The sequence below is a fragment of the Streptacidiphilus pinicola genome, from assembly GCF_003258295.1.
Classification (GTDB): Bacteria; Actinomycetota; Actinomycetes; order Streptomycetales; family Streptomycetaceae; genus Streptacidiphilus; species Streptacidiphilus pinicola.
In genome coordinates this window covers 57,253-81,915 of record NZ_QKYN01000110.1, presented here as the reverse complement: position 1 = coordinate 81,915, position 24,663 = coordinate 57,253, and the positions used below count along the sequence as shown (strand labels likewise).

The window sequence follows — 24,663 nt, the reverse complement described above, 5'->3', positions numbered from 1 at the left end:
CGTAGAGCCGGCGCAGCGCCCGCTCGACCGGGCGCTGCGCCGGCTCTACGACGCGCTGACGGAGGACTGACGGGGCGGTCCTGGCTCCGCACCGTTTCCCCGCCCGCTGCCGGAGGCCAAGCGGCACTCATGCGGCGTATGCCACGGTGGTCGGTCCCGGAACCCGTCGGAACGCGACGCGAAGGAGACCCGACATGAGCATCAACCTGACGCGGGAGCAGATCGCCGCCCTGCCGGCCGCGGACCAGATCCAGATCCACGACCTCTACGACGCCGCCGCGCAGGACGACGGCGTGCGCTTCGAGGACTCGCAGTTCTCCGCCCTCGCCCACCGCTGCGAGTCCTGCTGCGGCCAATCGACGCCCAGCACGGCCGACAGATGACCGCCCGCGCGGCCGCACCCCGAATCGACCCACCAGGAGGAGCAGTGAACGGCTTCGTCACCGAGTACGCGATCCGCACCACCCACCAGCCCGGCCAGCCCGAGCGCACCCGGGAGTTCGGGCAGCGCCTCGCCGACGCGCGCGCGGCCTACGACCAGGCGGTCGACTTCCACGGCGAGCCCGCAGTCGAGTTCCTCACCCGCCAGGTGCGCCGCACCGAATGGGTGTCCGGCAAGCTCCCGCCCAAGGTCGACCGCGACGGCGGCCTGTGCGACCCGGTCCTGCAGCTGCGCGAGATCGTGACCGCGGGCAGCATCGACTCCTGGCAGGAAACGCAGGGCGTTTGACTGCTCCCTCGCCTGAAGGCGGGGGGTTCCGCCTTCGTCTGGGGGATTTCTGACTCGGGCTGCATGGTCCCGCCCTACGGGCGTCCACGTCTTGCGCCGTCAACGTCAGCCGGGTACGAGTCCAGCCCGGATGAGCATCACGTGTGCGGAGTTCTTGTCTCTGGGGGATGAGACTCCGCACGCGGTGCACGTGTAGGTGCGCATTCCCAGCGGCAGTGCATGCTTGGCTCTCGTCATGCAGTGCGAGCAGTCCATCGTGGTGTGCGCGGGGTTGACCAGGTGCACGGTGCGGGCGTGCTTGCAGCCCATCTCGATCAGGGCGCGCTTGGTTGCGCCGATGGCGGCGTCGGCGGCCTTCCTGGCCATGGTGGTCTTGGCGAGGAACCTCGGACGGAAGTCCTCCACGGCTATCGCGTCGTGCTCGCGGACGACCTGCTTGGCCCACTTGCGGGCGGTGTCGGTCCGCTGGTCGGCGACCTTGCGGTGCAGCTTCGCCGTCTGCCGCTTCGCTCTCTTGTAGCCGTTGGAGGCGGGTTTGCCCTTCGGTGGCTTGCGGCGGGCCATACGACGCTGGTACTTGGCCAGCGCCTTCGCTGCGTTCTTGCCGTGCTGAGCGTGGGGCAGGTCGTGTATGTCGCTGGTGGTGGTCGCAGTCTCCTTCACGCCCCAGTCGATGCCGATCACCGCGCCGGTCGCGGGCAACGGTTCAACCGTGGTGGTCACGACGAACGACGCCCACCAGTGGCCTACCGCGTCGCGATACACGCGCACCGACGACGGCACGGACGGAAGGTCCCGCGACCACACCACCGTCAAGGCGATGCCGCCTGCAAGGCACAGCTTGCTGTCCTTGAGGCGGAAACCACGGGTGGTGTAGTTCAGGCTGGGCAGCGCCTCGCGCTTCTTCTTCAGCTTCGGCATCCCCGCCCGGCGCTTGACGGGAAGCTTCGCCTTGATGTCCTTAAGAGCCTTCGCACGGGGACTTCGCGAAGTCCCGGATGATCTGCTGCTGCGGCACCGACGCGCCGTCCCGCAGCCAACTCATCGCAGCGCGGGCCTCGGTCAGCATCTTGTCCAGCTGCGCCGGACCGCACGTCGTCTTGTCGGCCCCCTTGGGGCGCGTCCGGTTGGCGATGAAGGTCTTGCAGGACTGGTGGACGCACTCGTTCCATATCCACCGGCACCGGCCCCACTCCGCCTCAAGGGCGGCGAGCGCGGTGGACGACACGCGCAAGCGGTAGGTGTACCGGGCGTGCCCGGTCTCCTCTTCCGCTGGCTTCAATGTCGTCATGATGTCACCATAGCATCATGATCCGTTTCGCGCTCAGGCTCCCCGAAGACTTGCACACACGACTGACAGCCCAAGCCGCTCACGACCGGCGGTCCATCAACTCTGAGATCCTGCACCTGCTTGAGGTCGCTCTCACCACCGTCGCTCCCGAGACACCGGATCGCCTTGGCGGCGATACGACTGCCCCTGACCCGCTACGCGGGAAGCCGGATTCCTCCCCCTGCTGAAGCCGGGGGCATCCTCCGGTTACTCGGTGACGTACCGCCCAACCGCCGCCACCACTGTTCAGGCTCCGGGAGGAGCCAGGCGCACCTCGGCCGTCTCCCCGGGGCCCCGGCTCCGCCGGGGTCCGCCTTAGATGAGCCGGCGGCGGGAGAGGTGGGTGAAGGCGGCCCAGCCCGGGAGGACGGGGAGCCAGAAGGTGAGCAGGCGGTAGAGGAGGACCGAGGAGAAGGCCACCTGGCTGGGGAGTCCGGCCAGGGTGAGGGCGGTGGAGAGGACCGTTTCGATGCCGCCGACGCCGCCCGGCGTCGGGGTGGCCGAGCCGACGGCGGTGCCGACCAGGAAGACGACGGCGACGGCGGGGAAGCTCAGTGAGTGGCCGAAGGCGCGGATCGAGGCGTCGAGGCAGGCGATGAAGGCGAGGTTCAGCAGCAGGATGCCGCCGACGCCGGTCAGCAGCTTGCTGGGCCGCTGGGCCAGATCCAGCATGCGCGGCAGCACGCCCGCGAAGAGCGGGCGGACGCGACGCAGGACGAGGCGCCGCAGCCGCGGCACCGCGGCGATCACGCCGACGAGCGCGCCCGCGGCGACGACAATGATCAGCACCGAGCGGGAGTCGGAGACGGTCACCCCGTCCTGGGCGCCCGTCAGATAGCCGAAGCCGAGCAGCAGCAGGACGTGGCCCACGCCGGTGGCCAGCTGGGAGGCGCCGACGCTGGACACCGCCAGCCCCGGGCGCACCTGATGGCGCTGCAGATAGCGGGTGTTGAGCGCGATGCCGCCGACCGCCGCCGGGGTGACCAGGAACGACGCGGCGAGCTGGGCCAGCACCGTCCGCCAGAAGGGCACGTCCTCCGGGACGAAGCCGAGCAGGCTCATCGCCGCGGCCACGTAGGTGAGCGCGGAGCAGGCGAGCGCCACCAGGGCCCAGCTGCCGTGCGCCTCGCGGACCAGGGCGCCGAGGTCGACGTCGGCGAGCTGGGAGAGCAGGTAGTAGCCGGCGAGGCAGCCGGCGACGAGGGCGATCAGCGTCCGGGGGCGCAGGCGTTCCAGCCGGGCGGGGGCGACCGGCGCCTGGGGCCGGATCCGGAGGATCTCCTCGCGGATGCGGGTGAGCAGGTCGTCGTCCGGGGGCCGCTGCTCCGGTTCCGCCTCGCGCGGCCGTTCCGCCTCACGTAGCCGTTCCGCCTCCCGCAGCCGCTGGGCCCGCTCCTTGGCGAGGCGGCGCAGCGCGGCGCGGGTCGGTCGGCTGAGGGCGACGGGCTGGAGCAGCGGGAGGCTGTCCGCGACGGTGTCGGGGCCGACGACGCGCACCGCCGCCGCGACCGAGCGTTCCGGTCCCACGCGCAGGGCGAGCGTGGTGAGCAACTGGGCGGCGTCCAGACGCAGCAGCAGGTCCCCGGCCGCGATCTCGCCGCCGTGCAGATCGGTCAGGTGGACCCGGCCGTCGTCGTCCACCAGCAGCACGTCGCCGGTCAGCCGCCGGTGCGCGATCCGTCGCGTCTGCAGCGCCCGCACCTGTTCCCAGGTGGCGTCGAGCAGGTCGTCGGTGATCTCGTCGTCCGCGAACGCGTCCAGGGTGCGGCCGCCGACGTGCTCGTAGACCAGCACGGCCGCGTCCGGGTCCAGCTCGGAGGCGGCGAGCAGCGCGGGCACCCGCGCTCCGGCGGCGGTCGCCGCGTAGGCGAGCAGCGCCTCCTGGGCGAGCGCCTCGCGCAGCGAGACGAGGCTGCGCCGCTCGGTGATGCCGCGCAACTGCAGGCGGCGCCAGGCGCGGTGGAAGAAGCCGTTCGCCTGCTGCTGCCGGTCGATCACGGTGACGTCGAGCGGTGGGCCGCTCTCCACGATGACGAGGCAGCGCCGTCCCTGACCGGGGTCGGTGCTCTCCGCACCGGCCGAGTCGAGGCTCTGGACGGCGACGGGCGCGAAGCCGACCCGGCGCAGGCCGGCGAAGAGGGCGGTGCCGCTGGGCACGACGTGGGGCGAGCCGATCGCGTAGGCGGTGCCCCAGGCGACGGTCGCGCCGATCAGCAGCGTGACCAGGAGAGAGAAGAGCGTGCCGTAGCCGCCGAGCAGCAGGGCGAACGCCTCCAGCAGCACCGCGGCCCAGGCAGCGGCCCGCAGCCGGGGCTTGCGCCCCATCCCGGCGGCCGTCATGTAGGTCACGTAGGCGGCCACCGGCGCCAGGTAGCCGTGCACGGCCGCCGTGGTGCCGCCGCCAGGTGCGGGCTGGGTCAGGGCCTCGCGGATCGCCGGACTGCCGGAGCCGGCGACCCACACGGTGGTCAGTTGCGCGACGCCGTTGGCCAGGACCGCCGCCAGCACGGCGACGGCGACCCGCAGCCCGTCGCGTCGCACCAGCCGCTCCACGGCGAACGCGGCGGGCACGACCAGCACGGCGCAGCTCGCGACGAACCCGGTGAGATCGATCAGCAGCCCGGAGGCGCTGGCCGAGCCGTGGGAGACGTCCTGCTCGACGCCGGAGGTGGTGGACTGCGCGAACCAGGCGATGCCGAGGACGAGGGCGAGGCCGACCGCGCCGAGTAGGAAGCGCATCAGGTCCTGCGGTCGGCGCACCCGTGGGCCCGTCGGCGTGCCGACGGGCATGAGCCTGTCGGCCCCCGGCCCGGGCGTGGGCAGCTCCACGCCGCCCCTCGTCGGTATCAACGCCCCGTGACCCCGTCCCCCAGTGAATTTCGACTGGCTTCGACTGCGGGGGAAAGGCTAGCGGACCCTGGGCCGGCAAGACGTTCGTCGATCTCTTGAGACATGACTGTCTCACTTGATATATCATTGCTCCATGGCCACCGATCGCGAATCCGTCCTCCTCTCCGCCGTCGGGCTGCTCTCCCGGCAGCCCACGGCGGCGATGGACGAGATCGCGCGCGCCGCCGGGATCAGCCGGGCGACGCTGCACCGGCTCTTCCCCGGCCGCGAGGCGCTGTTCCACGAGATCGGCACGCTGGCACTGGAGCGTATGGAGTCGGCGCTGAACGAGGCGGCGGTCGACGAGGGCGACCCGGTCGAGGCGGTGCGCCGCCTCGCGGACGCCGTCATCCCGCACGCCCAGCTCGTCGCGTTCATCTCCGGCGAGAGCCGGCTCTTCGACGACGACGCGATCACCGACGCCTGGGACCGGCTCGACGCGCGGGTGGCCGCGCTCTTCCTGCGCGGCCAGCAGTCGGGGGCGTTCCGCATCGAGCTGCCCGCCTCCTGGCTCAGCGAGGCCTTCTTCGACCTGCTGGCCGGTGTCGGCTGGGCCGTCCAGGACGGCCGCCTCGCCCACCGCGACAGCAACCGGGCGCTGACCGAGCTCTTCCTCGGCGGCGCGGTCCGCAGGGACTGACGCCGCCCGCACCACCACCTGCCTCCACCCACCTGCCACCAGGCCGCCGGACCACGGCCGAAGACTGAGAGTCGACCGATGACCACGGACATGACCGTGCCGCAGACCACCTCCGCCTACCGATATAACAGCCCGGGTGCGCCCGACGGCTCGCGCACCCGCTGGACCGCCCTCGCGGTCCTCGTCCTCGCCGTACTGCTGGTGGCCGTCGACGCGACGGTGCTCGTCCTGGCGCTGCCCTTCATCAGCGAGAGCCTCGCCCCCTCCGCGCCGCAGCTGCTCTGGATCGGCGACAGCTACTCCTTCGTCATCGCCGGCCTGCTGGTCAGCATGGGCTCGCTCAGCGACCGCGTCGGCCGACGCCGCGTGCTGCTGCTCGGCGCCGCGGCCTTCGGCGCCGCGTCGCTGCTCGCCGCGTACGCCCCGAGCGCCGGCTGGCTGATCGCGGCCCGCGCCCTGCTGGGCGTCGCGGGTGCGACGATCATGCCGTCGACCCTGTCGCTGATCCGCACGCTCTTCCCCGACGACCGCGAGCGCGCCCGCGCCATCGGCGTCTGGGGCGCGGCCGCCACCGCCGGCGCCGCCGGCGGGCCGCTGCTGGGCGGCGTGCTGCTGGAGCACTTCTGGTGGGGTTCGGTCTTCCTGATCAACGTGCCGCTGGTGCTGGTCCTGCTGGTGCTCGGCGCGCGCCTGCTGCCCGAGTCCCGTGACCCGAAGCCGGGTGCGTGGGACCTGCCGAGCGTGGGCCTGTCGCTGGTCGGCGTCATCGGCGCCGTCTACGCCGTCAAGGAGGGCGCGGTCGAGGGCCTGGCCCGCCCGGACGTCTGGGCCGCCGGCGTGCTCGGCGTCCTGTGTCTCACCGGGTTCTGGCGCCGTCAGCTGCGGCTGCCGGTCCCGCTGCTGGACGTCCGGCTCTTCACCGACCGCCGGTTCACGGCCGCCGTGGTGGCCGCGCTGATCGCCCTGATCGGGCTCTCCGGCGTCGTCTTCTTCATGGCGCAGTACTTCCAGTTGGTGCGCGGCTACTCGCCGTTGGTCGCCGGACTCGCGGACATGCCCGCCTTCGCCGGGTCGACCCTCGGCGCGCTCGGCGCCGCCTGGTTCGCCCGCCGCGCGGGCCACCGCCGCGCCCTGGCCGCCTCGCTGCTGGCGATGGGTCTCGGCATCGGCGTGCTGGGCTGGCTCGACGCGGCGACCCCGTACCTGGTGATCGGTGTCGCGTTCGCGGCGATCGGCATGGTCGAGGGCGTCGTCTACGCCCTCTCCACGACGATGGTCCTCGACGCGGCCCCGGCCTCGAAGTCCGGCGCGGCCTCGGCCGTCTCGGAGACCGCGTACGAGCTCGGCACGGCCCTCGGCATCGCCCTCGTCGGCACGGTGACCACGGCCCTCTACCGCTCCGGTCTCCCGGCCGGCGCCCCCGACGCCGCCCGCGACTCCCTCGGCGGCGCGGTCGAGTCCGCCCACGCACTGCCGTCCGACGCAGGCCAGGCGCTCCTGCGCGCCGCGCAGGACTCCTTCGTCCACGGCCTCAACGTGGCCGCGCTCCTCTCCGGCGGCCTCCTGGTCGCGGCGGCGTCCCTGGTCTGGCTCCTCCTCGCCCGCCGCGCCCGCTGACGCCGGGACTCGCCCGGCGGGGCCCGCTGACGCGGCATCTCCTCGACCGCCGCAGGGAGCGGCGGGAGCGCGGCGGGTGTGAGCGGCGGGGACTAGCGGCCCGACCAGGTTGCGATCCGGGCCCGCAGGGAGCGGGCGTCGAGGCCGTGGGCGGCGATGTGCTGCTCCATCGTGCCGTAGTGGCGCAGTTCCTCGCGGGAGACGCCGAGGGCGAACACGCGGTGCGGGCGGTCGCTGAGGGCCTCGGCCACGAACGGGGTGGAGGTGCCGGCGAGGTAGGGCTCGACCAGGACGACGTCGGCGCTCGCGCGGTCCGCGAGGGCGGCGCGCAGGGCCACGGTGTCGAAGGGGCGGATCGTCGAGGCGTAGAGGACGGTGGCGTCCAGGCCCTCGACCGCGGCGAGGACGTCGTCGAGGACCGGTCCGACGGCGACGACGACGGGGCCGCCGCGTCCCTCACAAACCGTCAGGAAGCGGCCGGGGGTGACTGGTCGGGCCGCGGCGTTGGTCTGCAGCGAGAGGCGCACGTAGACCAGGCCGTCGCTCGCCGCCGCGTCGCGCAGCAGCAGTTCGGCCTCGTCCACGTGGCCGGGGACGTGGACGGTCCAGCCCGGGAGGGTGTCCAGCAGGGCCACGTCGCCCGGGGACATGTGGGTGCGCCCGCCCGCCGGCCAGTCGTAGGAGCCGAGGGCGCTCACCAGCACCGCGCCGACCCCCTGGTGGCCGAGGTCCAGCTTGACCTGCTCGAAGGGCCGCTCGACGAGGAAGGATCCGAAGGTGTGCGCGATCGGCCGCAGGCCGGTGAGCGCGAGCCCGCCGGTGGCGCCGATCAGCAGCTGCTCGCGGATCCCGACATTGACGACCCGGTCGGGGTGGGCCGCAGCGGCGTCCTCGAATCCGGAGGCGGAGATGTCGGCGAGCACGACGGCGAGGCGCGGGTCCTCGTCGAGCAGGGTGCTCGCGGTGGAGATGAAACGGTCGCGCATGGTCATGGTGGTCGTGGCGGTGCTCATGGTGGTGCTCCCCCGGTCAGTTCTTTGGCTCGACGACGGCGACGACGGCGTGCGGCCGTCCTTGGTGCGGCTGGGTGTACGCCTCGTACAGCGCGTCGTGGTCACGGCCGTCGACGGTGACGGCGGACCAGCCGTTGGCGGTGAAGCGGGAGGCGATGCCGCCGGGCCAGCCGTGGGTGGCGGACTGGTTGTCGACGACCACGGCGTGCAGGCGGTCCAGGCCGGTCGAGCCGGCGTAGGCGAGCGCCTCGTGGTTGCTGCCCTCGTCCAGCTCGGCGTCACCGATCAGCACCCACACGGCCGGGTCGAGCAGCCCCTGCGCCCGCAGGCCCAGCGCGGTGCCGACGCCGAGCGGCAGGCCGTGGCCGAGCGACCCGCTGCCGATCTCCACGCCGGGGACCAGCGTGCGGTCCGGGTGGTGGCCGAGCGGCGAGTCGTAGCGGCCGAAGGTTTCCAGCACGAAGGGGTCGATGAAGCCCTTCGCGGCGAGCACCGCGTAGTAGGCCATCGGCCCGTGGCCCTTGGAGAGCAGGAACCGGTCCCGGTCGGCCGCCTCCACGCTCAGCGGGCCGACCCGCAACACCCGGTCGTACAGCACCCAGAGCGCGTCCAGGGTGGAACTGGCCGCGGGGCCGTGCTTCTCGGCGCCGGTCATTCGGCTCATCAGACCGGAGAGGTCATGGAAGGTGACGGCTTCCGCCGTGGTCAAGGTCATGGCAGAAGCTTGCAACTTCAAGTGGACTTGAAGTCAAGCGGCGGACCGAGGGCCTGTCGACGGCTTCCGCGGGTTGTGTCACAGTTGCGTAGCCGGACCGGCACTGGCCACCTGGCCGCCGGTTCGCGCGGTTACCTTGCCCGTGCCGGGTTCTCCGGACTGCACACCGACAACTCGACTGTCGCGTATGGTCGTTCGCGCTGCCCAGACGGCTGGGCACGGCGAGGAAACGGGGGGTTGATGAACTCGCACGGACCGGTCGGCGCGCTCCGCGAGATCGAGATGGGTCTCTCCGACCCGGCCGAGCTGCCGCGCCTTCGGGCGTGGCTGCGGGCCCAGGGGGTCGTCGACGTGCGCTACCGAGCGGTGGCGCCCGCGCCCGGTGAGGTCGGCGGGGTCGACGTGCTGAGCGTGCTCGCCGGCAGCAACGTGCTCACCGCCGCCGTCCGCACGCTGCCCGACTTCCTGCGGTCCCGACGGTCGAGGCTGCACGCGACGGTCAGGATCGGCGAGCAGGAGATCGAGCTGGAGCTGGAGAACGTCGAGGAGGCGCTGCGGCTCGCCGAGCGGCTACTAGGCGAGCAGTAGGTAGGCTGCTACTTCAAGGACGCTTGAAGTCGAGCGGTGATCTCCAGGAGTGCTCATGCCGCATGCCGCGGACCGGCTGACCATCGGCGAGCTGGCCGGGCGCAGCGGCCTGGCCACCTCGGCGTTGCGGTACTACGAGGAGCTGGGGCTGATCACCTCGGAGCGGACCGCCGGGGGTCAGCGGCGGTACCACCGGTCGATGCTGCGGCGGCTCGCGTTCGTGCGGGCCGCGCAGCGCGTCGGGCTGTCGCTCGAGGAGGCGCGGCACACGCTCGCCCGGCTGCCCACCGAACGCGCCCCCAACGCGACGCAGTGGGCGCCGGTCGCCCGCGCCTGGCAGCAGCGGATCGACGAGCAGATCGCCGAGCTGGAACTGCTGCGTCGCAAACTGAGCGGCTGCGTCGGCTGCGGCTGCCTCTCCCTGAAGAAGTGCGCCCTCTACAACCCGGACGACACCGCCGCCACCCACGGACCGGGCGCGCGGTGGCTGCTCGGTGACACGCCCCCGGAGCCGCCCGGGCGGGACTGACACGAGATCGTCAAGTGGCGACATGTACATGTCGCTCAGCTGCCACAGTGCCCTCCTAGTCTGATCACGTCAGCCAGGATCTGACTGATCGTCAGATATCCCTGGACGCTTCCCGCGTGAGTCCCAGGAGGACACCGTCGTGTCTCGACGTCTCAGGGCCCTCGTCGGCCTGTTGGCCGCTCCGCTCCCGATCATCGCCCTCGGCGCCGGCGCCGCTCCCGCACTCGCGGCCGGCGCGCCCGCCCGCACCAGCGCGGTGGCGGGCGATCTGCTGCCCGGGCTCAGCCACTCCGTGGCCACCGGCGCCGTCGCGCCGGACCGGCGCATATCCGTGCAGCTCAGCCTCGCACCCCGGAACCGGGAGGGTCTCGCCGCCTTCCTCGCACAGGTCGCGAACCCCGACTCCGCGCAGTACAAGCACTATCTGACCGTGCGCCAGTTCGCCGACCGCTACGGGGCCGACGCCGCGACGGTCGCGCGGGTCACCGCCTTCCTCACCGCGCAGGGGCTGAAGGTGGGCGCACCCACCGCCAACCGGCTCTCCCTCTCTGCCAGCGGCACGGCGGCGCAGCTCGAACGGGCCTTCGGCACGCGCCTCGCCACCTTCCACGAGCCGCGCAGCGGGCGGGACTTCTTCGCCAACACCCTCGCACCACGGCTCCCGGCCGCGATCGCCTCGGCGGTCACCGACATCTCCGGTCTCAACGACTACGCACGGTTCACCTCGCACGCCGTCCCGGCCAAGCCCGCGCCCCACACCGGGGCCCGCGCGGTCACCGGCCTGACGCCGCCCAAGGCCCGCAGCGCCTACAACCTCAACTCCGCCATCAACGCCGGATACACCGGCGCCGGCTCGACCGTGGCCCTGCTGGAGTTCTCCGCCTTCGCCCAGAGCGACATCGCCGCCTACGACAGCCACTTCGCGCTCAAGCCAAGCACCCCCACGGTGGTGAACGTCAGCGGCGGCACCACGGACCTCTCCGGCGAGGTGGAGGACGAGCTCGACATCGAGGTCGTCCAGGCCATCGCCCCCGGCAGCACGGTCAAGGTCTACGAGGCCCCCAACAGCGACGCGGGCGAGACCGCCGTCTACGCCCAACTGGTCAGCGACGACGTACCGGTGATCTCGACCAGCTGGGGCATCGACGAGGCCGACGAGACGCCGAGCAACCTCACGGCCGTGCACACCGATCTGCAGGAGGCCGCGGCCCAGGGGCAGTCGGTCTACGCGGCCTCGGGTGACAGCGGGTCCGACGACGCCGGGAACGGGGGTACCTCCGTCGACTTCCCGGCCAGCGACCCGTCGGTCACCGGCACCGGCGGCACCACGCTCAAGCTGAGCTCCACCGGCGCCTGGTCGGGCGAGACCGCCTGGTCGGGCAGCGGCGGGGGCGTCTCCTCCGAATTCGCCACCCCCGGCTATCAGGCCTCGGTCAACGGCGGCTCCAAGCGGACCGTCCCGGACGTCGCCGCCGACGCCGATCCGAGCAGCGGTTGGGCCGTCTACAGCCAGGGCAGCTGGGGCGAGGTCGGCGGCACCAGCGCCGCCGCGCCCAACTGGGCGGCCTTCACCGCGATCTACGACGACGAGGCCAAGGCCAAGGGCAAGCCCGCCTTCGGCTTCGCCAACCCCACCCTCTACACGCTGGCGGAGTCCTCGCAGTACCACTCCGCCTTCCACGACGTCACCAGCGGCAGCAACGGCGCCTACAACGCCGGGACCGGCTACGACGACGTGACGGGCTGGGGGTCCTACAACGGCGCGGGCTTCCTCGGCGCCGAGCTGGGATAGGGCCCACCAGCCCCGGGGCACCCAGGGGTCACCGTCCTCGGACGGGCGGCCCCAGGGCGCCGCGGGCGCGTGCCGGGGAGGCGGCGCGGGTGAGGGCGTGCAGCAGGATCGCCGTCAGGGTTCCGGCGACCACACCGCTGCCGAGGACGGTGCGGACGGTCGCCGGGAGCCCGGCGTAGAGGCCGGGCGCCACCACCGGCAGCAGACCCGCCGTCAGGGCGAGGCCCACGGTCAGCGGCTCGGTGGTGGCCGGGTCGCTCGCCCGGACCCGGTTGAGCATCTCCACGCCCATGACGATGATCGCCGCGTAGACGACCAGGGCCGAGCCGGCCACCACCGCCGCGGGCAGCCCGGCCACCAGGCGGGACAGCGGGGAGAACAGGCCCGCCGCGATCAGCAGCGCACCGGCCGCGGCCGTCACCTCGCGGCTGCGGACTCCGGTCAGGCGGTTGATGCCGATGTTCTCGGAGCTGGTGACCATCGGAGGCGTGCCGAGGACTCCGCCGAGCAGCGAGGCCAGCGCGTCCGCGCGGGCCACGCGCGGGACGTCCCGGCCGGGGTCGGGCACGTCGCTGTTGAGCACGGTCTGGCCGGTGGCCTCGGCGAGCGAGGTGAGGCTGAAGAGCAGCAGCGGGAGCGCCGCGGGCAGGTCGAACACCGGCGTGCCGTAGGGCAGCAGGTGCGGGAGGGAGACGCCGGCTCCGGCGGCCGGGGCGAGCCGGCCCAGGCCGGAGACCACCGTGAGCAGCGTGCCCCCGACCAGGCCGAGCAGGACGGCGGACTGCCGCCACGCACCCCGCAGCAGGAGATGGGCGACGAGGGTGACCAGCACGGTGAGCCCGGCCGCGGCCGAGGCGCCGGGGGTCGCCGCCTGTCCGCCGGGGCCGGTGAGGAGCTGCGTGGTCACCCGGACCATGGAGATGCCGACCAGCAGCACCGTCACCCCCATGACCAGCGGCGGGAGGAGCCGGACCACCCGGCCGCACCAGGGGGTGACCGCGAGCAGGAGCGCGGCGGCCAGCAGCACGGATCCGGAGGCGACGGCCGGACCGTGGTCGTGCGCGATCTGTACGAAGAGCGCGGTGGCAGCGCCGCCCGGCAGCATCACGAAGGGCAGTCGCGCGCCGAACTCCCACACGCCGAGCGACTGGAGCACCGAGCCGGCCCCGGAGACCAGCAGGACCGCGCTCAGCAGCGACGCGGTCTGAGCCGGCGTCAGCCGCAGCGAGGCGGCGACCAGGAAGACGGTGGACACCGGGGTCGCCGCCATGGCCAGGACGTGCTGCAGGGCGAGCGGCGCCAGCCGCCGCAGCGGCGGTCGCCCGTCGGAGGGGGCGGGGTTCAGTCCTGGGTCCGCAGCCACGGGATCTCCTCGGGGGCGTGCCGGTAGGCGCGGAAGACGGCGTTGGGCTCGGCCGGGAACAGGGCCCGGACCTCGGACTCGGCGTACGCGCCGAAGTGCGGCACGACGTACTCCCAGCAGAGGTAGCCCTCCGCGGTCACCTCGAAGAGGCGCCCCGCGGGCGAGTCGGTCACCAGGGTGTTGCCGTTCGGCAGCCGCTGCGCGGATCCCATGAACGGCGCGAAGAAGGACTCCCGGGCCGGGTCGTGGTACTCCCACACCACCTCGCCGCCCGCCCGGTCGATCTCGACCACACGCGAGTACGGCACGTCGTGGCCGGGCCGGAAGACGCCGTTGTCGAAGACGAGGAGGCGGCCGTCGGGCAGTTCGGTGGGGTGGTGCTGTTGGGAGACCGTGCCGGGGTCGGTGCGCCACAGGATCTCGCCGGTCGCCCGGCTGATCACCACGACCGCGGAGACGCTGCGCAGGCTGGCCAGCACGTTGCCGTCGGCCAGCGGGGTGACGCTGTTGATCAGCGGCCAGTGCTCGCGGGCGTAGTCGGGGTGGAGCGGGTAGGCCTCGCGGTCGAGATGTTCGGCGGCGCGCCAGCTCCAGCGCTCCGATCCGTCCGGTCCGACCTCGGTGATGGTGTCGGCCCACACCGTCCCGCCTCCCCCGGACTTCGTCCGGGCGGACCCCCACGCCTCGGAGCCGGCGACGCCGCCGAGGACCGCCTGCGCCTCGGCGCCCCGCAGAGGTTCGAGGCCGGTGTAGAGGACGCCGCCGTCGTCGAGGTGGTGCGCGTCGTGGTGCTGGCGCGGGTCCCGATGCTCCCACAGCACGGTGCCGTCCGGCGCGGCCCGCAGCATCACACCGCCGCGGTACTTGTGCCACATCGGGAAGAGCGCCTCCTCGCCCGGGAGCACGCCGTTGTAGGCGAGCACCCCGCCGGGGAGGAGCCGCGCGTGGCGGCCCGGCCGGTAGGGGAGGTGCCAGCGGTGCGCGGTCGCTCCGTGCAGGTCGATCAGGTACACCTCGCCGTCCCCGGTGAGGGGGGCGAAGAGGGTGAGGCCGGGGAAGGCCGCGTCGGGATCGAGGGCGATGAGCCCGGTGCCGCGTCGGCGGCGCTGGTTCTGGTCGACTCGGGGCACGCGAGACTCCTTCAAAGTTTTTTTGATGGGATCAAAGTCCTTTGACGATAGGAGCCCCGTGTGACGGCGGTGTTGCAGGCGTGCGAAACGTGCTCCGGGAGCCCGTAAGGTGAGCGGCAGGGAGGAGCAGTGATCATGAGCGACGCCGAGGAGACCGAGCCGCGACTCGGCGCGGCGGTGCGGCGCCGGCGCCGGTCCCTGGAACTGACCCTCGCGGAGGTGGCCGGTCGCACCGGGCTGTCCGTCCCGTTCCTCAGCCAGATCGAGAACGACCGCGCTCGGCCGAGCATGCGCTCACTGCAGCGGATCGCGGACGGCCTGGAGACCACGGCCGTCGAACTGCTGGCCGCTGCGGAGGCGGGCGACCGTCAGGTCGACCTCGTCCGGGCGGCGGACGACTCCGGCCTCTCCCCCGACGCCGGGGTGCGCCCGCTGGTGCGCGGCGCGCGCCGGCTGCACGCGCTCGAGTTCATCGGCGAGCACCGGGCCGACCGTGAATTCCTGCACGAGGGCGACGAGTTGCTCTACGTCGCGGATGGCGCGGCCGAGGTCGAGGCGGAGGGCCGGACCCACCGCCTCGAACGCGGCGACACCCTCTACCTCGCCGCCGGAACCCGCCACCGCTGGCGGAGCCTCGCCCCCGACACTCGCCTCCTGGTAGTCGCCGCCTCCGACGGCCCACGCCGCTGAGGCCGACTCAGAGCGCCGGCACGCCCGCGACGCTCGGGGCGCCGGGGCCCGGCCGGTGGAGGTAGAACTCGCGGCCGAGGCCCAGCTCCCGCAGGGTCCGGTCGGCGAAGGCCGAGACGCCCGCGCCGCGGGCGAACTCGGAGGCGTGGCACTGGAGCGCCGCCCACTTGGTGTCCAGCCAGGGCCGGACGTCGAGGGAGACGGCGATGCGGTCGTCCGGGGTGGCCGGGACCTCCGCGGGCTGGAGGCCGATCGCGGCGGCGTCGCGGGCGAGGGAGGCCGGGACGGTGGCGAGCCAGACCGACTCGACGGCCCAGGCCGGGCCGTGGGCGGGGAGCAGGTACGGGACCGCTGCCGCCTCGATCGCGGCGAGCGTGGCGCGGTGGACCCGGATGTGGTCGAGGTGGCCGGAGCCGCCCGCCGCGTCGTAGGTGACGACGGCGACGGGGCGCAGCGCCCGGATCTGGCCGACGAGATGGGCGACGACGTCGTCGAAGGGCGCGGCGCACAGGGAGCCCTGGCCGTGGCCGAGGCGGCCGGAGTCGCGGTAGGGCAGCATCGCCGAGGAGGTGACGCCGAGGATCTGCAGGGCCTGGGCCCACTCCTTGCCGCGGGTGCCGGGCGCGGCGAAGGAGCTGCCGTCCGCGAGTTCGCCGTCGGTGCAGGTGACGACGGCGGTGGGCAGGCCCTCCGCCGCGCGGCGGGCCAGCAGGCCGCCGGTCCACAGCGACTCGTCGTCCGGGTGGGCGTGCACGGCCAGCAGGGCGTGGCGCGGCTCCATCGTGGTTCGTTCCCCTCGTCGGCGCGGGTCTCCGCAAGGCGCACTCCCCGAGAGCACGACCCCGGCCCCACGCTAGTCCACGCCCGCGGCACCGGGCACGGCCCGGCGCCCCGCTACCGCCGCTGCGCGTTCTCGAAGTACGCCACGAGCTCCGGGGCCACCGGAGGGATGTCGTAGGGCCGTCCGCCGTCGCGCAGTGACATCGTCGCCATGTAGCCGGCCGCGACACTCATCCGCGCGGCGAGCGGGGAGGTGTCGGTCGGGCCGCCGGCGCGGACGAAGCGGGCGAACTCGGCGAGGATCGCCGTGTCGCTGCCGCCGTGGGTGCCCTCCACGTCGGGCACCCGGTGGGTGACGTCGCCCTCCGCCCGGTACCGCGACGGGCCGGTGTTCCAGACCCGGACCTCCGCGCCCGCCTCGTCGCCGAAGTTCTCCAGCCGGCCCTCCGTCCCGATGACGGTGTAGTTGCGCACGTAGTCAGGACTGAAGTGGCACTGCTGGTAGGCGGCGATGACGCCGTTGTCCAGCCGCATGTTCATCACCGAGACGTCCTCGACGTCGATGTGGTGGTTCAGGCCGGTCCGCGCCGTCGGCGGCCACTCGTACTCCTGGAGCCAGCCCTCCGGGCGGGGCGTGCCCGGGGCGCGGCGCGGGAGGTCGCCGTGGAGCATCAACGACCCGAAAGCGTTGACGCGTTCGGTGTAGCCGCCGGCCAACCAGTGGATGACGTCCAGGTCGTGCGCGGCCTTCTGCAGCAACAGGCTCGTGGTGCGGCTGCGTTCGGCGTGCCAGTCCTTGAAGTAGAAGTCCCCGCCGTAGGAGACGAAGTGCCGCACCCAGACGGTCCTGGGCTCGCCGATGTCGCCGCGGGCGATGATGTCGCGCATGGTGCGCACCACGCCCATGTGCCGCATGTTGTGGCCGACGTAGAGCCGCGTCCCGGTCTCGTACGCGGTGCGCAGGATGCGGTCGCAGCCCTCGACGGTGATGTGCATGGGCTTTTCGAGGTAGACGGCCTTGCCCGCGCGCAGGCAGTCGACGGCGATCGACTCGTGGGTGTCGTCCGGGGTGACCACCAGGATCGCGTCGAGGTCGGCACGTTCGAGGAGCAGGCGGTGGTCCGCGACGGCGTCGGCGGGCCGGAGCCAGTCGAGCCGGTCGAGGCCGCGGCGCAGCGCCTCCGGGTCGTTGTCGCACACCGCCGCCACCACGCTGCCCCGGCCGGGGCGGTGGGCGGCGAGCGCGAGCGAGAGGCGCAGGCCGAGACCGATCACGCCGAGGCGCACGTCTTGCACGGTCACTGAGCTCCTTTCAGCAGCACCCTCAGGAAGCCGGGGCGGCGGTCAGTTGGACGGGGCGAAGAGCAGGCGCTCGGCCTCGTTCAGGGCGTGGCGCACCGCACCCAGGCCGACCGCGTCCGGGCCGAGTTCGGAGACCACGACGTCGGGCGGGTAGAGGCAGGCCTCGGCCAGGCAGTCCCGGATCGGCCTGGTGACCTGCTCGCCCGCCTGGGCCAGACTGCCGCCGATGACCAGGAGTTCGGGGTCGAGCGGGGTCACCAGGCCGACCAGCACCCGGCCCAGTGCGCGGGCGAAGGAGTCGACGGCCCGTCCGGCCTCCTCGTCGCCCGCGCGGGCCCGGCCGAGCGCCAACAGCGCCGCCCGGCCGGGCGCGCGCGACACCTCGGGGTCGACGGACCGCGCGTAGGCCACGACGTCCTGGAAGCCCGGCCAGCCGCTGCTGGAGAGTCCGCCGAGCTCCCCGGCCGCCGCGTGGGAGCCACGATGGGGCGTGCCGCCGAGCAGCAGCCCGAGGCCGATCCGGCTGCCGGTGTGCAGGTACATCACGTCGGCGCGGTCGCGGGCGGCGCCGCGCCAGTGCTCGGCGAGCACGGCCAGCCGCATGTCGTTCTCGACCAGGACGGGGACCGCGAGCCTCCTGGCCAGCTCGGCCTGGAGCGGCACGCCCGTCCAGTCGGCCAGCACCACGCTCTTGACCACCCGTCCGGCTCCGTCGATCACGCCGGTGGTGCCGACGCCGACGGCGGTCAGGTCCGCGACGGCGATGCCCGCCCCGGCGCAGGCCCGCGCGACGAGCGCGGCGATGGCGTCCAGGCGGCCCGCTGACGGGAGGTCGGGCGGGGCGCTCACCTGCTCGCGGGCGACGATCCGGCCGCGCAGATCGGCGACCATGGCGGTGAGCCGGGCCCCGCCGATGCCGACCCCGGCCACGTGCCCCACGGCTCCCCGGAAGGCGAAGCGCCGGGCCGGTCGGCCGCGCAGGCGCTCGGTCGCGCTGGGGGCGAACTCCTCGGCCTGGCCCTCGCGGAGCAGCGTTTCCATGATCGTCTCGGTGGTCGCGCGGGAGAGGCGGGCGGTGCGGGCCAGCTCGGCGAGCGTGGCGGTCTCGGTCCCGTGCAGGCCGCGCAGCACGGCGACCTGGTTGAGCCGGCGCAGGAAGCTCGCGTCACCGCTCTCGCGTGGCACCCGTCCTCCAGCTCGTCTCGCCCCGGCGCCCCCGTCACGGGAGCCGGATGCCGATCCTAGGGCCCCTTGGGGTTACTCCGACGGAGCGGATCTCCACGGGCGGCACAGGCCCCGCTTATACCGCTTCTGACCAGCCAAATCGTGCACTGACACGCCGTAATTCGACAACCCGTCAGGCCGAATCCTCGAGGTGCGGGACGACTTTAAGACATTTCTTATGACTTTCAGACAGGGACGAGCGGAGCCTCCGCCGACCCGTGACGAAAGGTCCAACATGCGCACCATCTCCACCATCGCCGGCACCGCGGTCGTCGCCGTCGGCCTGATGTTCGCCGCCCCGGCCGCCAACGCCGCGACCACGGGGCACCACCACGACGACTGCCACCGCGCGGTCGTCAAGGCGGAGAAGGCCGAGGACGCGTTCGAGGCGGCGTGGCGGGACTTCAAGAAGCAGATCAAGGACGGCGGGCACCCGGGCAAGGCCGAGCGGGCCAACCTGGAGGACCTGAAGGAGGCCGCCGACGCGGCCGCCTCGCGCGCCGCCCGGCTCTGCCCGGTCAGCCCGAGCGGCACCATGACCACCGGTGTCGGCTCCACCAGCACCGGCGCGAACACCGCGGACCTCGCCGCGGGCTCCGCCCTGGTCGCGCTGGCCGGTGTCGGCGGCACGGTGCTGTTCAAGCGCCGCCGCGCCTCCGGCCGCGCCTGACCCCTCGCGATCCCAGACGGCCCCGTGTGCGCGCCGCGGCCTCGTGCCGCGCTCGCACCCGGGGCCGGGCCTTCTCCGGCCCCACCCCCAGATCCCCTGCCGCAACCCTCGTACCGGAGTCCCGCGTGAGCACCGTGGAGAACCAGCCCACCAGCCGGCGTCGCCACCTCATGGTGATCGCCTCGATCGCCGCCGTCGTACTGATCGGCGCCGCCCTCGTCGTCCACGGCTGGCCGCGCTACTCCCCGCCGCCGCAGCCCACGGCCGCGCAGGGTCTCGCCTCCGGGCCCCCGAGCGCGAGCCCGTCCGGCGCGGCGACACCGCTCCCGCCCGCGACGCCGACCCGGGTGCGGATCCCCGTCATCGGTGTCAACGCCCCGCTGACCGGTCTGTCGCTGCTGGCCAACGGCCACCTCGACGCTCCGCCGGAGGCCGACCGCAACCTGGCCGGCTGGTACCAGGCCGGCATCACCCCGGGCGAGAGCGGCACCGCGGTGATCGCCGGACACGTCGACAACACCCAGGGGCCGGCCGTCTTCTACAACCTCGGCGCGCTGAAGAAGGGGTGGACCATCGACGTCGACCGCGCGGACCACACCACGGCCGTCTTCACCATCGACGCGGTGCAGGCCTACGCCGCCAGCAGCTTCCCGACCCAGCAGGTCTACGGCCAGACCGCGGACCCGGAGCTGCGTCTGATCACCTGCGGCGCGGGCTTCGACAAGTCCCGGCAGGAGTACCTGGGCAACGTGGTCGTCTTCGCCCACCTCACCGGCTCGACCCGGTCGAAGAGCGTCTGAGATGGCCGAGCCCCGGATCGGAACCCCCGCGGCGCCCCCGGCCGGAGCGGCCGACACGGCAAAGGGGCCCGGCGCCACGGCCTGGCTCAACCTGGCGGTGGCGACGATCGGCTTCACGCTGACGTTCTGGGCGTGGAACCTGATCGCACCGCTGGCCGGCAGTTTCGACCAGAAGCTGCACATGAGCTCGTTCGCGCAGTCACTGCTGGTGGCCGTGCCGGTGCTGGTCGGCTCCCTCGGCCGGGTCCCGGTCGGGGCGCTGACCGACCGTTACGGCGCGAGGCTGATGTTCCCGCTGGTCAGCGCGTTGACGATCGTTCCGGTGCTGCTGCTGATCCCGGCCCGCGGCTCCTACGGGACGCTGGTCGCGGTGGGCTTCCTGCTGGGGCTGGGCGGCACCACCTTCGCCATCGGCGTCCCGCTGGTCAACTCCTGGTTCCCGCCCGCCAACCGGGGTGCGGCGCTGGGCGTGTTCGGCATGGGCATGGGCGGCGTCGCCCTGTCCGGCTACTTCACCCCGCGGCTGTACAAACATGGGCAGGACCTGCCCTTCCTCATCGTGGCCGTCGCGCTCGCGGCGTTCTCGGTGGTCTCCTTCTTCCTGCTGCGGGACCGGCCCGACCGCGCCGTCCCCACCGACTCACTCGGTGCCCGGCTGGCGCGGGCCGGACGGCTTCGGGTCACCTGGGAGCTGTCCGCGCTCTACGCGATCGGCTTCGGCGGCATCGTCGCCTTCGGCGTCTACCTGCCGACCTACCTGAAGACCTGGTACGGGCTCAGCGCCACCGAGGCCGGGACCAAGGCCGCGGGCTTCGCCGCGGTCACGGTGCTGCTGCGGCCGGTCGGCGGCTGGCTCGCGGACCGGATCCACCCGGCGGTGGTGACCGCGTGGGCGCTGGCGATCACCGCGGTGCTCGCCATCGTCCAGGCCTTCGACCCCAAGCTGACGCCGGGCGCGACCGTGGTGCTGCTGCTGATGGCGGGCGGCCTCGGCACGGCCAGCGGCTCGGTCTTCGCGCTGGTCTCCCGGGTCACCCCGGTGTCCCAGGTCGGCAGCGTCACCGGCATCGTCGGCGCGATGGGCGGGCTCGGCGGCTTCCTGCCGCCGCTGGTGATGGGCGCGGTCTACAGCACCCAGCACTCCTACTCGATCGGGTTCATGCTGCTGTCCGACGTCGCCCTGGCCGGCTGCGTCTACTCCTACGGCCGCATGCGCGACGCGGGCCGGGACCAGGCCGGTCCGTCCTGATCCTCGCGCCCGGCCTACAGGTTCCGGTCTGCGGCGTCTGGCCTACAGCGGCAACGACCGCGCCTCGACGACGCTCTTCATCACCAGCGTGGAACTCAGCCGCTGCACTCCCGGCAGCGTCGCCAGGCGCTCGTCGTAGAGCTGCTGGTAGGCGGCCAGGTCGCGGGTGACCACCCGGAGCAGGTAGTCCGGGTCACCGAAGAGCCGCTGCGCCTGCAGCACCTGGGGGATCTCGGCGACCGCCTGCTCGAAGGCGGCGACCGTCTCGCGGTCCTCGTAACGCATGGTCACGAAGACCAGCGCCTCGAAGGTCAGGCCGAGGCTGTTCGCGTCGAGGCGCGCGTGGTAGCCGGCGATCGCGCCGGAGCGTTCCAGCGCGCGCAGCCGCCGGTGGCAGGGGGAGACGCTGAGGCGGACCCGCTCCGCCAGCTCGGTGAGGGTCAGCCGCCCGTCCTGCTGGAGCTCGGCAAGAATTTTCCGGTCCACGTCGTCCATGGGGAAGATTCTTCCACTATGGGCGGAGCGCCGAGGAATTCTTGGAAGCACCTTCTGTCCGATTCGCCCTAGTCTTCCCCTCGAACGTCGAAGGGTGAGGGGAAGACCATGGCGATGGGCAGTGTCGGCGCGTTCTGGGCGGTGTCGTTCCTGCTCGTGCTGGTCCCGGGCGCGGACTGGGCCCACGCCATCGCCGCCGGCCTGCGGGACCGGACGGTGCTGCCCGCCGTCGGCGGACTGCTGCTGGGGTACGTCGCACTGACCGCGGTGGTGGCCGCGGGCCTGGCCGCGCTCGTCGCCGGGTCGCCGCTGGTGCTGACGGTGCTGACGGCGGTGGGCGCCGGCTACCTGGTGCGGCTCGGCGTCGCCACCCTGACCCGACCGTCGACCCCGCAGGCCGCCGGAGCCGAGGACGATCCCGCCGCCGTGTCGTGGCTGCGCCGGACCGCGAAGGGCGCCGGCATCAGCGGGCTCAACCCGAAGGCGCTGCTGCTCTTCGTCGCGCTGCTGCCGCAGTTCGCCACCCGGGGAGCGGCCTGGCCGTTCGCCGCGCAGATCGCGCTGCTGGGCCTGGTGCACACGGCCAACTGCGCCGCCGTCTACGCGGGCGTCGGCACCGCGGCCCGGCGCGTGCTGCGCGCCCGCCCCGCCGTCGCCCGCGCGGTGACGCGCTGCTCCGGCGCCGCGATGGTGGTGATCGGCGTGCTGCTGCTGGCGGAGCGACTGGTGCGCTGACCTCGCGCGCGGGGCATATGCAAGGCTTGGCAGGACCGGTGCGCGGACCTGATTGATTAATCCCAGGTCTTGTCAAAAATGAGCACCGTCCCGTAGAAAGAGTCCCGGCTGCTGAGGACACGTCAGCCACCATGCCCTGACCCCGCCCTGACCCCGAGATGCCGTGAGGTCGCCGCGTGACGACTCCCCTGCCCCGGTGGCTGCGTGCCACCGTCGCCTGCTGCACGACTCTGGCCGCCGCCTCCGCCGGCCTACTCCTCGCCCCGCCGGCCCAGGCCGCCGCCGGGGCGGTGACGCAGTACCCGAACTTCGCCCCCACCCCGCCCATGGGGTGGAACGACTGGTCCTACTACCAGTGCGGCATCGACGAACAGACCATCCTCGGCAACGCCCGTGCCCTGGTCAGCACGGGACTGGCGAAGAAGGGATACGACACCGTCACGATCGACGACTGCTGGATGGCGCAGCAGCGCGACGCGGCGGGCGACCTGGTGGCCAACCCCAAGCTCTTCCCGCACGGCATGGCCTACGTCGGGCAGCAACTGCACAAGCTCGGGATCAAGTTCGGCATCTACGAGGACGCCGGGACCAACACCTGCGGCGGCTACCCCGGTTCACTCGGCCACTGGCAGCAGGACGCCGACCTCTTCGCCTCCTGGGGCGTCGACTACGTCAAGCTCGACGGCTGCAACGTGCCCACCAAAACCGGTGAGACGGACGAGCAGAGCTACCGCGACACCTACACCGCGATGAGCCAGGCGCTGCTGAACACGCACCGCCGGATCGTCTTCTCCATCTCGGCCCCCGCCTACTTCCAGGGCGAGGCGAACTGGGACTCGGTGATCCGCTGGTCCGCCCAGCTCGGCAACCTGTGGCGGGAGGGCGCGGACATCGCGCTCGGCCAGGACAGCGGCGCCGACAAGTGGGCGTCCATCGACTACAACTACGGCTACAACGTGGGCCTCGCGGCGCTGCAGCGGCCGGGCCGCTGGAACGACCCGGACTTCCTGCTCGCCGGCGACTCCGGGCTGAGCCGCGACGAGATCCAGAGCCAGGTCTCGCTCTGGTCCATGATGGCCGCGCCGCTGATATCCAGCACCGACCTCACCCACCTGTCCCCCGCCGCGCTCGCCGTGCTCGGCAACAAGGACGTCATCGCCGTCGACCAGGACCGCCTCGGCATCCAGGGCCGAATCGTCCAACAGGGCACCGGCTACGACGTGTTGAGCAAGCCGCTGGCGGGCGGTGACCGGGCCGTCGCGCTGTTCAACTCCTCCGACCGCGCCCAGACCGTCACCACAACGGCGGCCAAGGCCGGCCTGCGGGCGGCCGCCGGCTACTCCCTGCGAGACCTGGTGACCAAGCAGGTCACCGAGACCACCGGGGTGATCTCGGCGGACGTGCCGCCGCACGCCACCGTCCTGCTCCGGGTCCACTCCGGCGCGGCCCGCGGTCTCGCGCCCGCGACGGCGATCACCTGGCACGACGTCAGCACCGCGCAGCACCCCGGGACGTACCGTGTCACCCTCGCCGACCACGGCGCGGTGGCGCTCGCCGACGCGCGGCTGCGTTTCGCCGCCCCGGCGGGCTGGACGGTCACCCCGTCCTCCGCGCGGCTGCCGCGCGTCGCCGCCGGCGGCTCGGCGAGCACGACCGTGACGGTCCACGGACCGCAGGGCGCGCCCGGCACGACCGTGACGCCGATCAGCGCGACGGCGGCCTACCGGGCCGTCGGCTCGGGCCGGGTCGACACGGTGGCCGGTCAGCAGACGATCGTGCAGGTCGTCCCGTACCCGACGCTGGCCTCCGCCTTCGACAACGTCGGCGCCACCTCCGAGAGCGACACCACGCCCGGCAACCTCGACGGCGGCGGCGACAGCTACTCCACCGAGGCGCTCGCCAAGGCCGGGGCCACCCCGGGTGCCACGATCAAGGCCAACGGCCTGAGCTTCACCTGGCCCTCGGCCGCGCCCGGCACCGTCGACAACGTCGCCGCGGGCGGCCAGGAGATCACCTTCGGCGGCCAGGGCAGTGCCCTCGGCTTCCTCGGCGCGGAGGCGGGCTTCGTCTCCGGCACGGTGACCGTCACCTACACCGACGGCAGCACCAGCACCGGCCAACTCGGCTTCCCCAACTGGTGCTGCGCCCCGACCGACGCCTACGGCGCGAAGACCGCCTTCACCACGGACCACCGCGACACGCCCACCGGTCCGGCCAACTACGGCATCAGCTACGGGGTGTTCACCAACACCGTGCCGCTGACCCCCGGCAAGACGGTCCGCTTCGTCACCCTGCCGAACGCGCCGGCGATCCACGTGTTCGGGCTCGCCGTGCAGCCGTAGCCGTCCGGCTTCTGCACACCGGAAGCCGCCGCCCCGAGCA

The 24,663-nt window shown here is 73.1% G+C and carries 23 protein-coding genes and 1 pseudogene; 14 read left to right on the top strand and 10 right to left on the bottom strand.

Annotation, left to right across the window (positions count from 1 at the left end):
• The first annotated feature begins 194 nt into the window (after positions 1–194).
• Entirely contained in the window at positions 195–383 is a 189-nt protein-coding gene (locus tag DN069_RS26610; protein WP_111505058.1) for a hypothetical protein, read from the top strand.
• Positions 384–427: 44 nt separating this feature from the next.
• Positions 428–730 (top strand): hypothetical protein, encoded by a 303-nt coding sequence (locus tag DN069_RS26605; protein ID WP_111505056.1) that lies wholly within the window; start codon positions 428–430, stop codon positions 728–730.
• 105 nt (positions 731–835) lie between these two features.
• Here DN069_RS26605 and DN069_RS26600 read toward each other — a convergent pair.
• Positions 836–2,021: pseudogene (locus DN069_RS26600) on the bottom strand (RNA-guided endonuclease InsQ/TnpB family protein).
• Positions 2,022–2,038: 17 nt separating this feature from the next.
• Between DN069_RS26600 and DN069_RS26595 the strand changes: the two are divergent.
• Positions 2,039–2,248, top strand: coding sequence for an Arc family DNA-binding protein (locus DN069_RS26595; RefSeq protein WP_111505054.1), 210 nt, complete (start codon positions 2,039–2,041; stop codon positions 2,246–2,248).
• A 127-nt stretch (positions 2,249–2,375) separates the two neighbouring features.
• On the opposite strand, the gene DN069_RS26590 is transcribed toward DN069_RS26595, so the two are convergent.
• Complete coding sequence (locus DN069_RS26590; RefSeq protein ID WP_111505074.1) at positions 2,376–4,850, bottom strand: lysylphosphatidylglycerol synthase domain-containing protein; 2,475 nt, start codon at positions 4,848–4,850, stop codon at positions 2,376–2,378.
• Positions 4,851–5,043: 193 nt separating this feature from the next.
• On the opposite strand from DN069_RS26590, the gene DN069_RS26585 reads away from it, so the two are divergent.
• Both DN069_RS26585 and DN069_RS26580 read left to right on the top strand, forming a co-directional pair.
• Complete coding sequence (locus DN069_RS26585; RefSeq protein ID WP_111505052.1) at positions 5,044–5,589, top strand: TetR/AcrR family transcriptional regulator; 546 nt, start codon at positions 5,044–5,046, stop codon at positions 5,587–5,589.
• A gap of 78 nt (positions 5,590–5,667) precedes the next feature.
• A complete protein-coding gene (locus tag DN069_RS26580; protein ID WP_111505050.1) occupies positions 5,668–7,206 on the top strand; it encodes an MFS transporter in 1,539 nt (512 codons plus the stop codon).
• A gap of 92 nt (positions 7,207–7,298) precedes the next feature.
• Here DN069_RS26580 and DN069_RS26575 read toward each other — a convergent pair whose 3' ends face one another.
• Complete coding sequence (locus DN069_RS26575) at positions 7,299–8,219, bottom strand: transketolase family protein (protein WP_243639748.1); 921 nt, start codon at positions 8,217–8,219, stop codon at positions 7,299–7,301.
• A gap of 16 nt (positions 8,220–8,235) precedes the next feature.
• On the bottom strand, positions 8,236–8,934 hold the full coding sequence (locus tag DN069_RS26570; RefSeq protein ID WP_111505048.1) for a thiamine pyrophosphate-dependent enzyme: 699 nt from the start codon (positions 8,932–8,934) through the stop codon (positions 8,236–8,238).
• Between the two features lie 240 nt (positions 8,935–9,174).
• On the opposite strand from DN069_RS26570, the gene DN069_RS26565 reads away from it, so the two are divergent.
• From DN069_RS26565 to DN069_RS26555, 3 genes are all read left to right on the top strand, one after another.
• Complete coding sequence (locus DN069_RS26565) at positions 9,175–9,522, top strand: effector-associated constant component EACC1 (RefSeq protein ID WP_111505046.1); 348 nt, start codon at positions 9,175–9,177, stop codon at positions 9,520–9,522.
• A gap of 55 nt (positions 9,523–9,577) precedes the next feature.
• Positions 9,578–10,051 (top strand): redox-sensitive transcriptional activator SoxR, encoded by a 474-nt coding sequence (gene soxR / locus DN069_RS26560; protein WP_111505044.1) that lies wholly within the window; start codon positions 9,578–9,580, stop codon positions 10,049–10,051.
• A 139-nt stretch (positions 10,052–10,190) separates the two neighbouring features.
• Positions 10,191–11,843 carry a S53 family peptidase gene (locus DN069_RS26555; protein WP_111505042.1) on the top strand — a complete coding sequence of 551 codons (1,653 nt, stop codon included), beginning with the start codon at positions 10,191–10,193 and terminating at the stop codon, positions 11,841–11,843.
• Positions 11,844–11,871: 28 nt separating this feature from the next.
• Here the strand turns inward: DN069_RS26555 and DN069_RS26550 are convergent, their stop codons facing one another.
• Positions 11,872–13,206: a uracil-xanthine permease family protein gene (locus DN069_RS26550; RefSeq protein ID WP_243639747.1), complete on the bottom strand. Its 1,335-nt coding sequence runs from the start codon at positions 13,204–13,206 to the stop codon at positions 11,872–11,874.
• The gene (locus DN069_RS26545) at positions 13,185–14,336 is read right to left on the bottom strand and encodes an aryl-sulfate sulfotransferase (protein WP_111505040.1); all 1,152 of its coding nucleotides are present in this window, start codon (positions 14,334–14,336) and stop codon (positions 13,185–13,187) included. Before DN069_RS26545 ends, DN069_RS26550 begins: the two co-directional genes overlap by 22 nt.
• A gap of 135 nt (positions 14,337–14,471) precedes the next feature.
• Here DN069_RS26545 and DN069_RS26540 point away from each other — a divergent pair, with 135 nt between their 5' ends.
• Positions 14,472–15,026, top strand: coding sequence for a helix-turn-helix domain-containing protein (locus DN069_RS26540; protein WP_111505038.1), 555 nt, complete (start codon positions 14,472–14,474; stop codon positions 15,024–15,026).
• 7 nt (positions 15,027–15,033) lie between these two features.
• Here DN069_RS26540 and DN069_RS26535 read toward each other — a convergent pair whose 3' ends face one another.
• The 3 genes from DN069_RS26535 to DN069_RS26525 all read right to left on the bottom strand — a co-directional run bounded on the left by DN069_RS26535 (position 15,034) and on the right by DN069_RS26525 (position 18,293).
• Positions 15,034–15,807 (bottom strand): PIG-L family deacetylase, encoded by a 774-nt coding sequence (locus DN069_RS26535; RefSeq protein WP_111505036.1) that lies wholly within the window; start codon positions 15,805–15,807, stop codon positions 15,034–15,036.
• Positions 15,808–15,920: 113 nt separating this feature from the next.
• Positions 15,921–17,102: a Gfo/Idh/MocA family protein gene (locus DN069_RS26530; protein ID WP_111505068.1), complete on the bottom strand. Its 1,182-nt coding sequence runs from the start codon at positions 17,100–17,102 to the stop codon at positions 15,921–15,923.
• Between the two features lie 48 nt (positions 17,103–17,150).
• Complete coding sequence (locus DN069_RS26525; RefSeq protein ID WP_111505034.1) at positions 17,151–18,293, bottom strand: ROK family protein; 1,143 nt, start codon at positions 18,291–18,293, stop codon at positions 17,151–17,153.
• A gap of 274 nt (positions 18,294–18,567) precedes the next feature.
• On the opposite strand from DN069_RS26525, the gene DN069_RS26520 reads away from it, so the two are divergent.
• From DN069_RS26520 to DN069_RS26510, 3 genes are all read left to right on the top strand, one after another.
• Positions 18,568–19,002, top strand: coding sequence for a hypothetical protein (locus tag DN069_RS26520; RefSeq protein ID WP_111505032.1), 435 nt, complete (start codon positions 18,568–18,570; stop codon positions 19,000–19,002).
• Positions 19,003–19,172: 170 nt separating this feature from the next.
• Positions 19,173–19,802 (top strand): class F sortase, encoded by a 630-nt coding sequence (locus DN069_RS26515; RefSeq protein WP_111505066.1) that lies wholly within the window; start codon positions 19,173–19,175, stop codon positions 19,800–19,802.
• 1 nt (position 19,803) lies between these two features.
• Positions 19,804–21,051, top strand: a complete 1,248-nt coding sequence (locus DN069_RS26510) for a nitrate/nitrite transporter (protein WP_111505030.1) — start codon at positions 19,804–19,806, stop codon at positions 21,049–21,051.
• Between the two features lie 42 nt (positions 21,052–21,093).
• On the opposite strand, the gene DN069_RS26505 is transcribed toward DN069_RS26510, so the two are convergent.
• Positions 21,094–21,546 (bottom strand): Lrp/AsnC family transcriptional regulator, encoded by a 453-nt coding sequence (locus tag DN069_RS26505; RefSeq protein ID WP_111505028.1) that lies wholly within the window; start codon positions 21,544–21,546, stop codon positions 21,094–21,096.
• Positions 21,547–21,654: 108 nt separating this feature from the next.
• Between DN069_RS26505 and DN069_RS26500 the strand changes: the two genes are divergently transcribed.
• Positions 21,655–22,281: a LysE family translocator gene (locus DN069_RS26500; protein ID WP_111505026.1), complete on the top strand. Its 627-nt coding sequence runs from the start codon at positions 21,655–21,657 to the stop codon at positions 22,279–22,281.
• A 176-nt stretch (positions 22,282–22,457) separates the two neighbouring features.
• A complete protein-coding gene (locus DN069_RS26495) occupies positions 22,458–24,623 on the top strand; it encodes an NEW3 domain-containing protein (RefSeq protein ID WP_111505024.1) in 2,166 nt (721 codons plus the stop codon).
• Positions 24,624–24,663 lie beyond the last annotated feature (40 nt).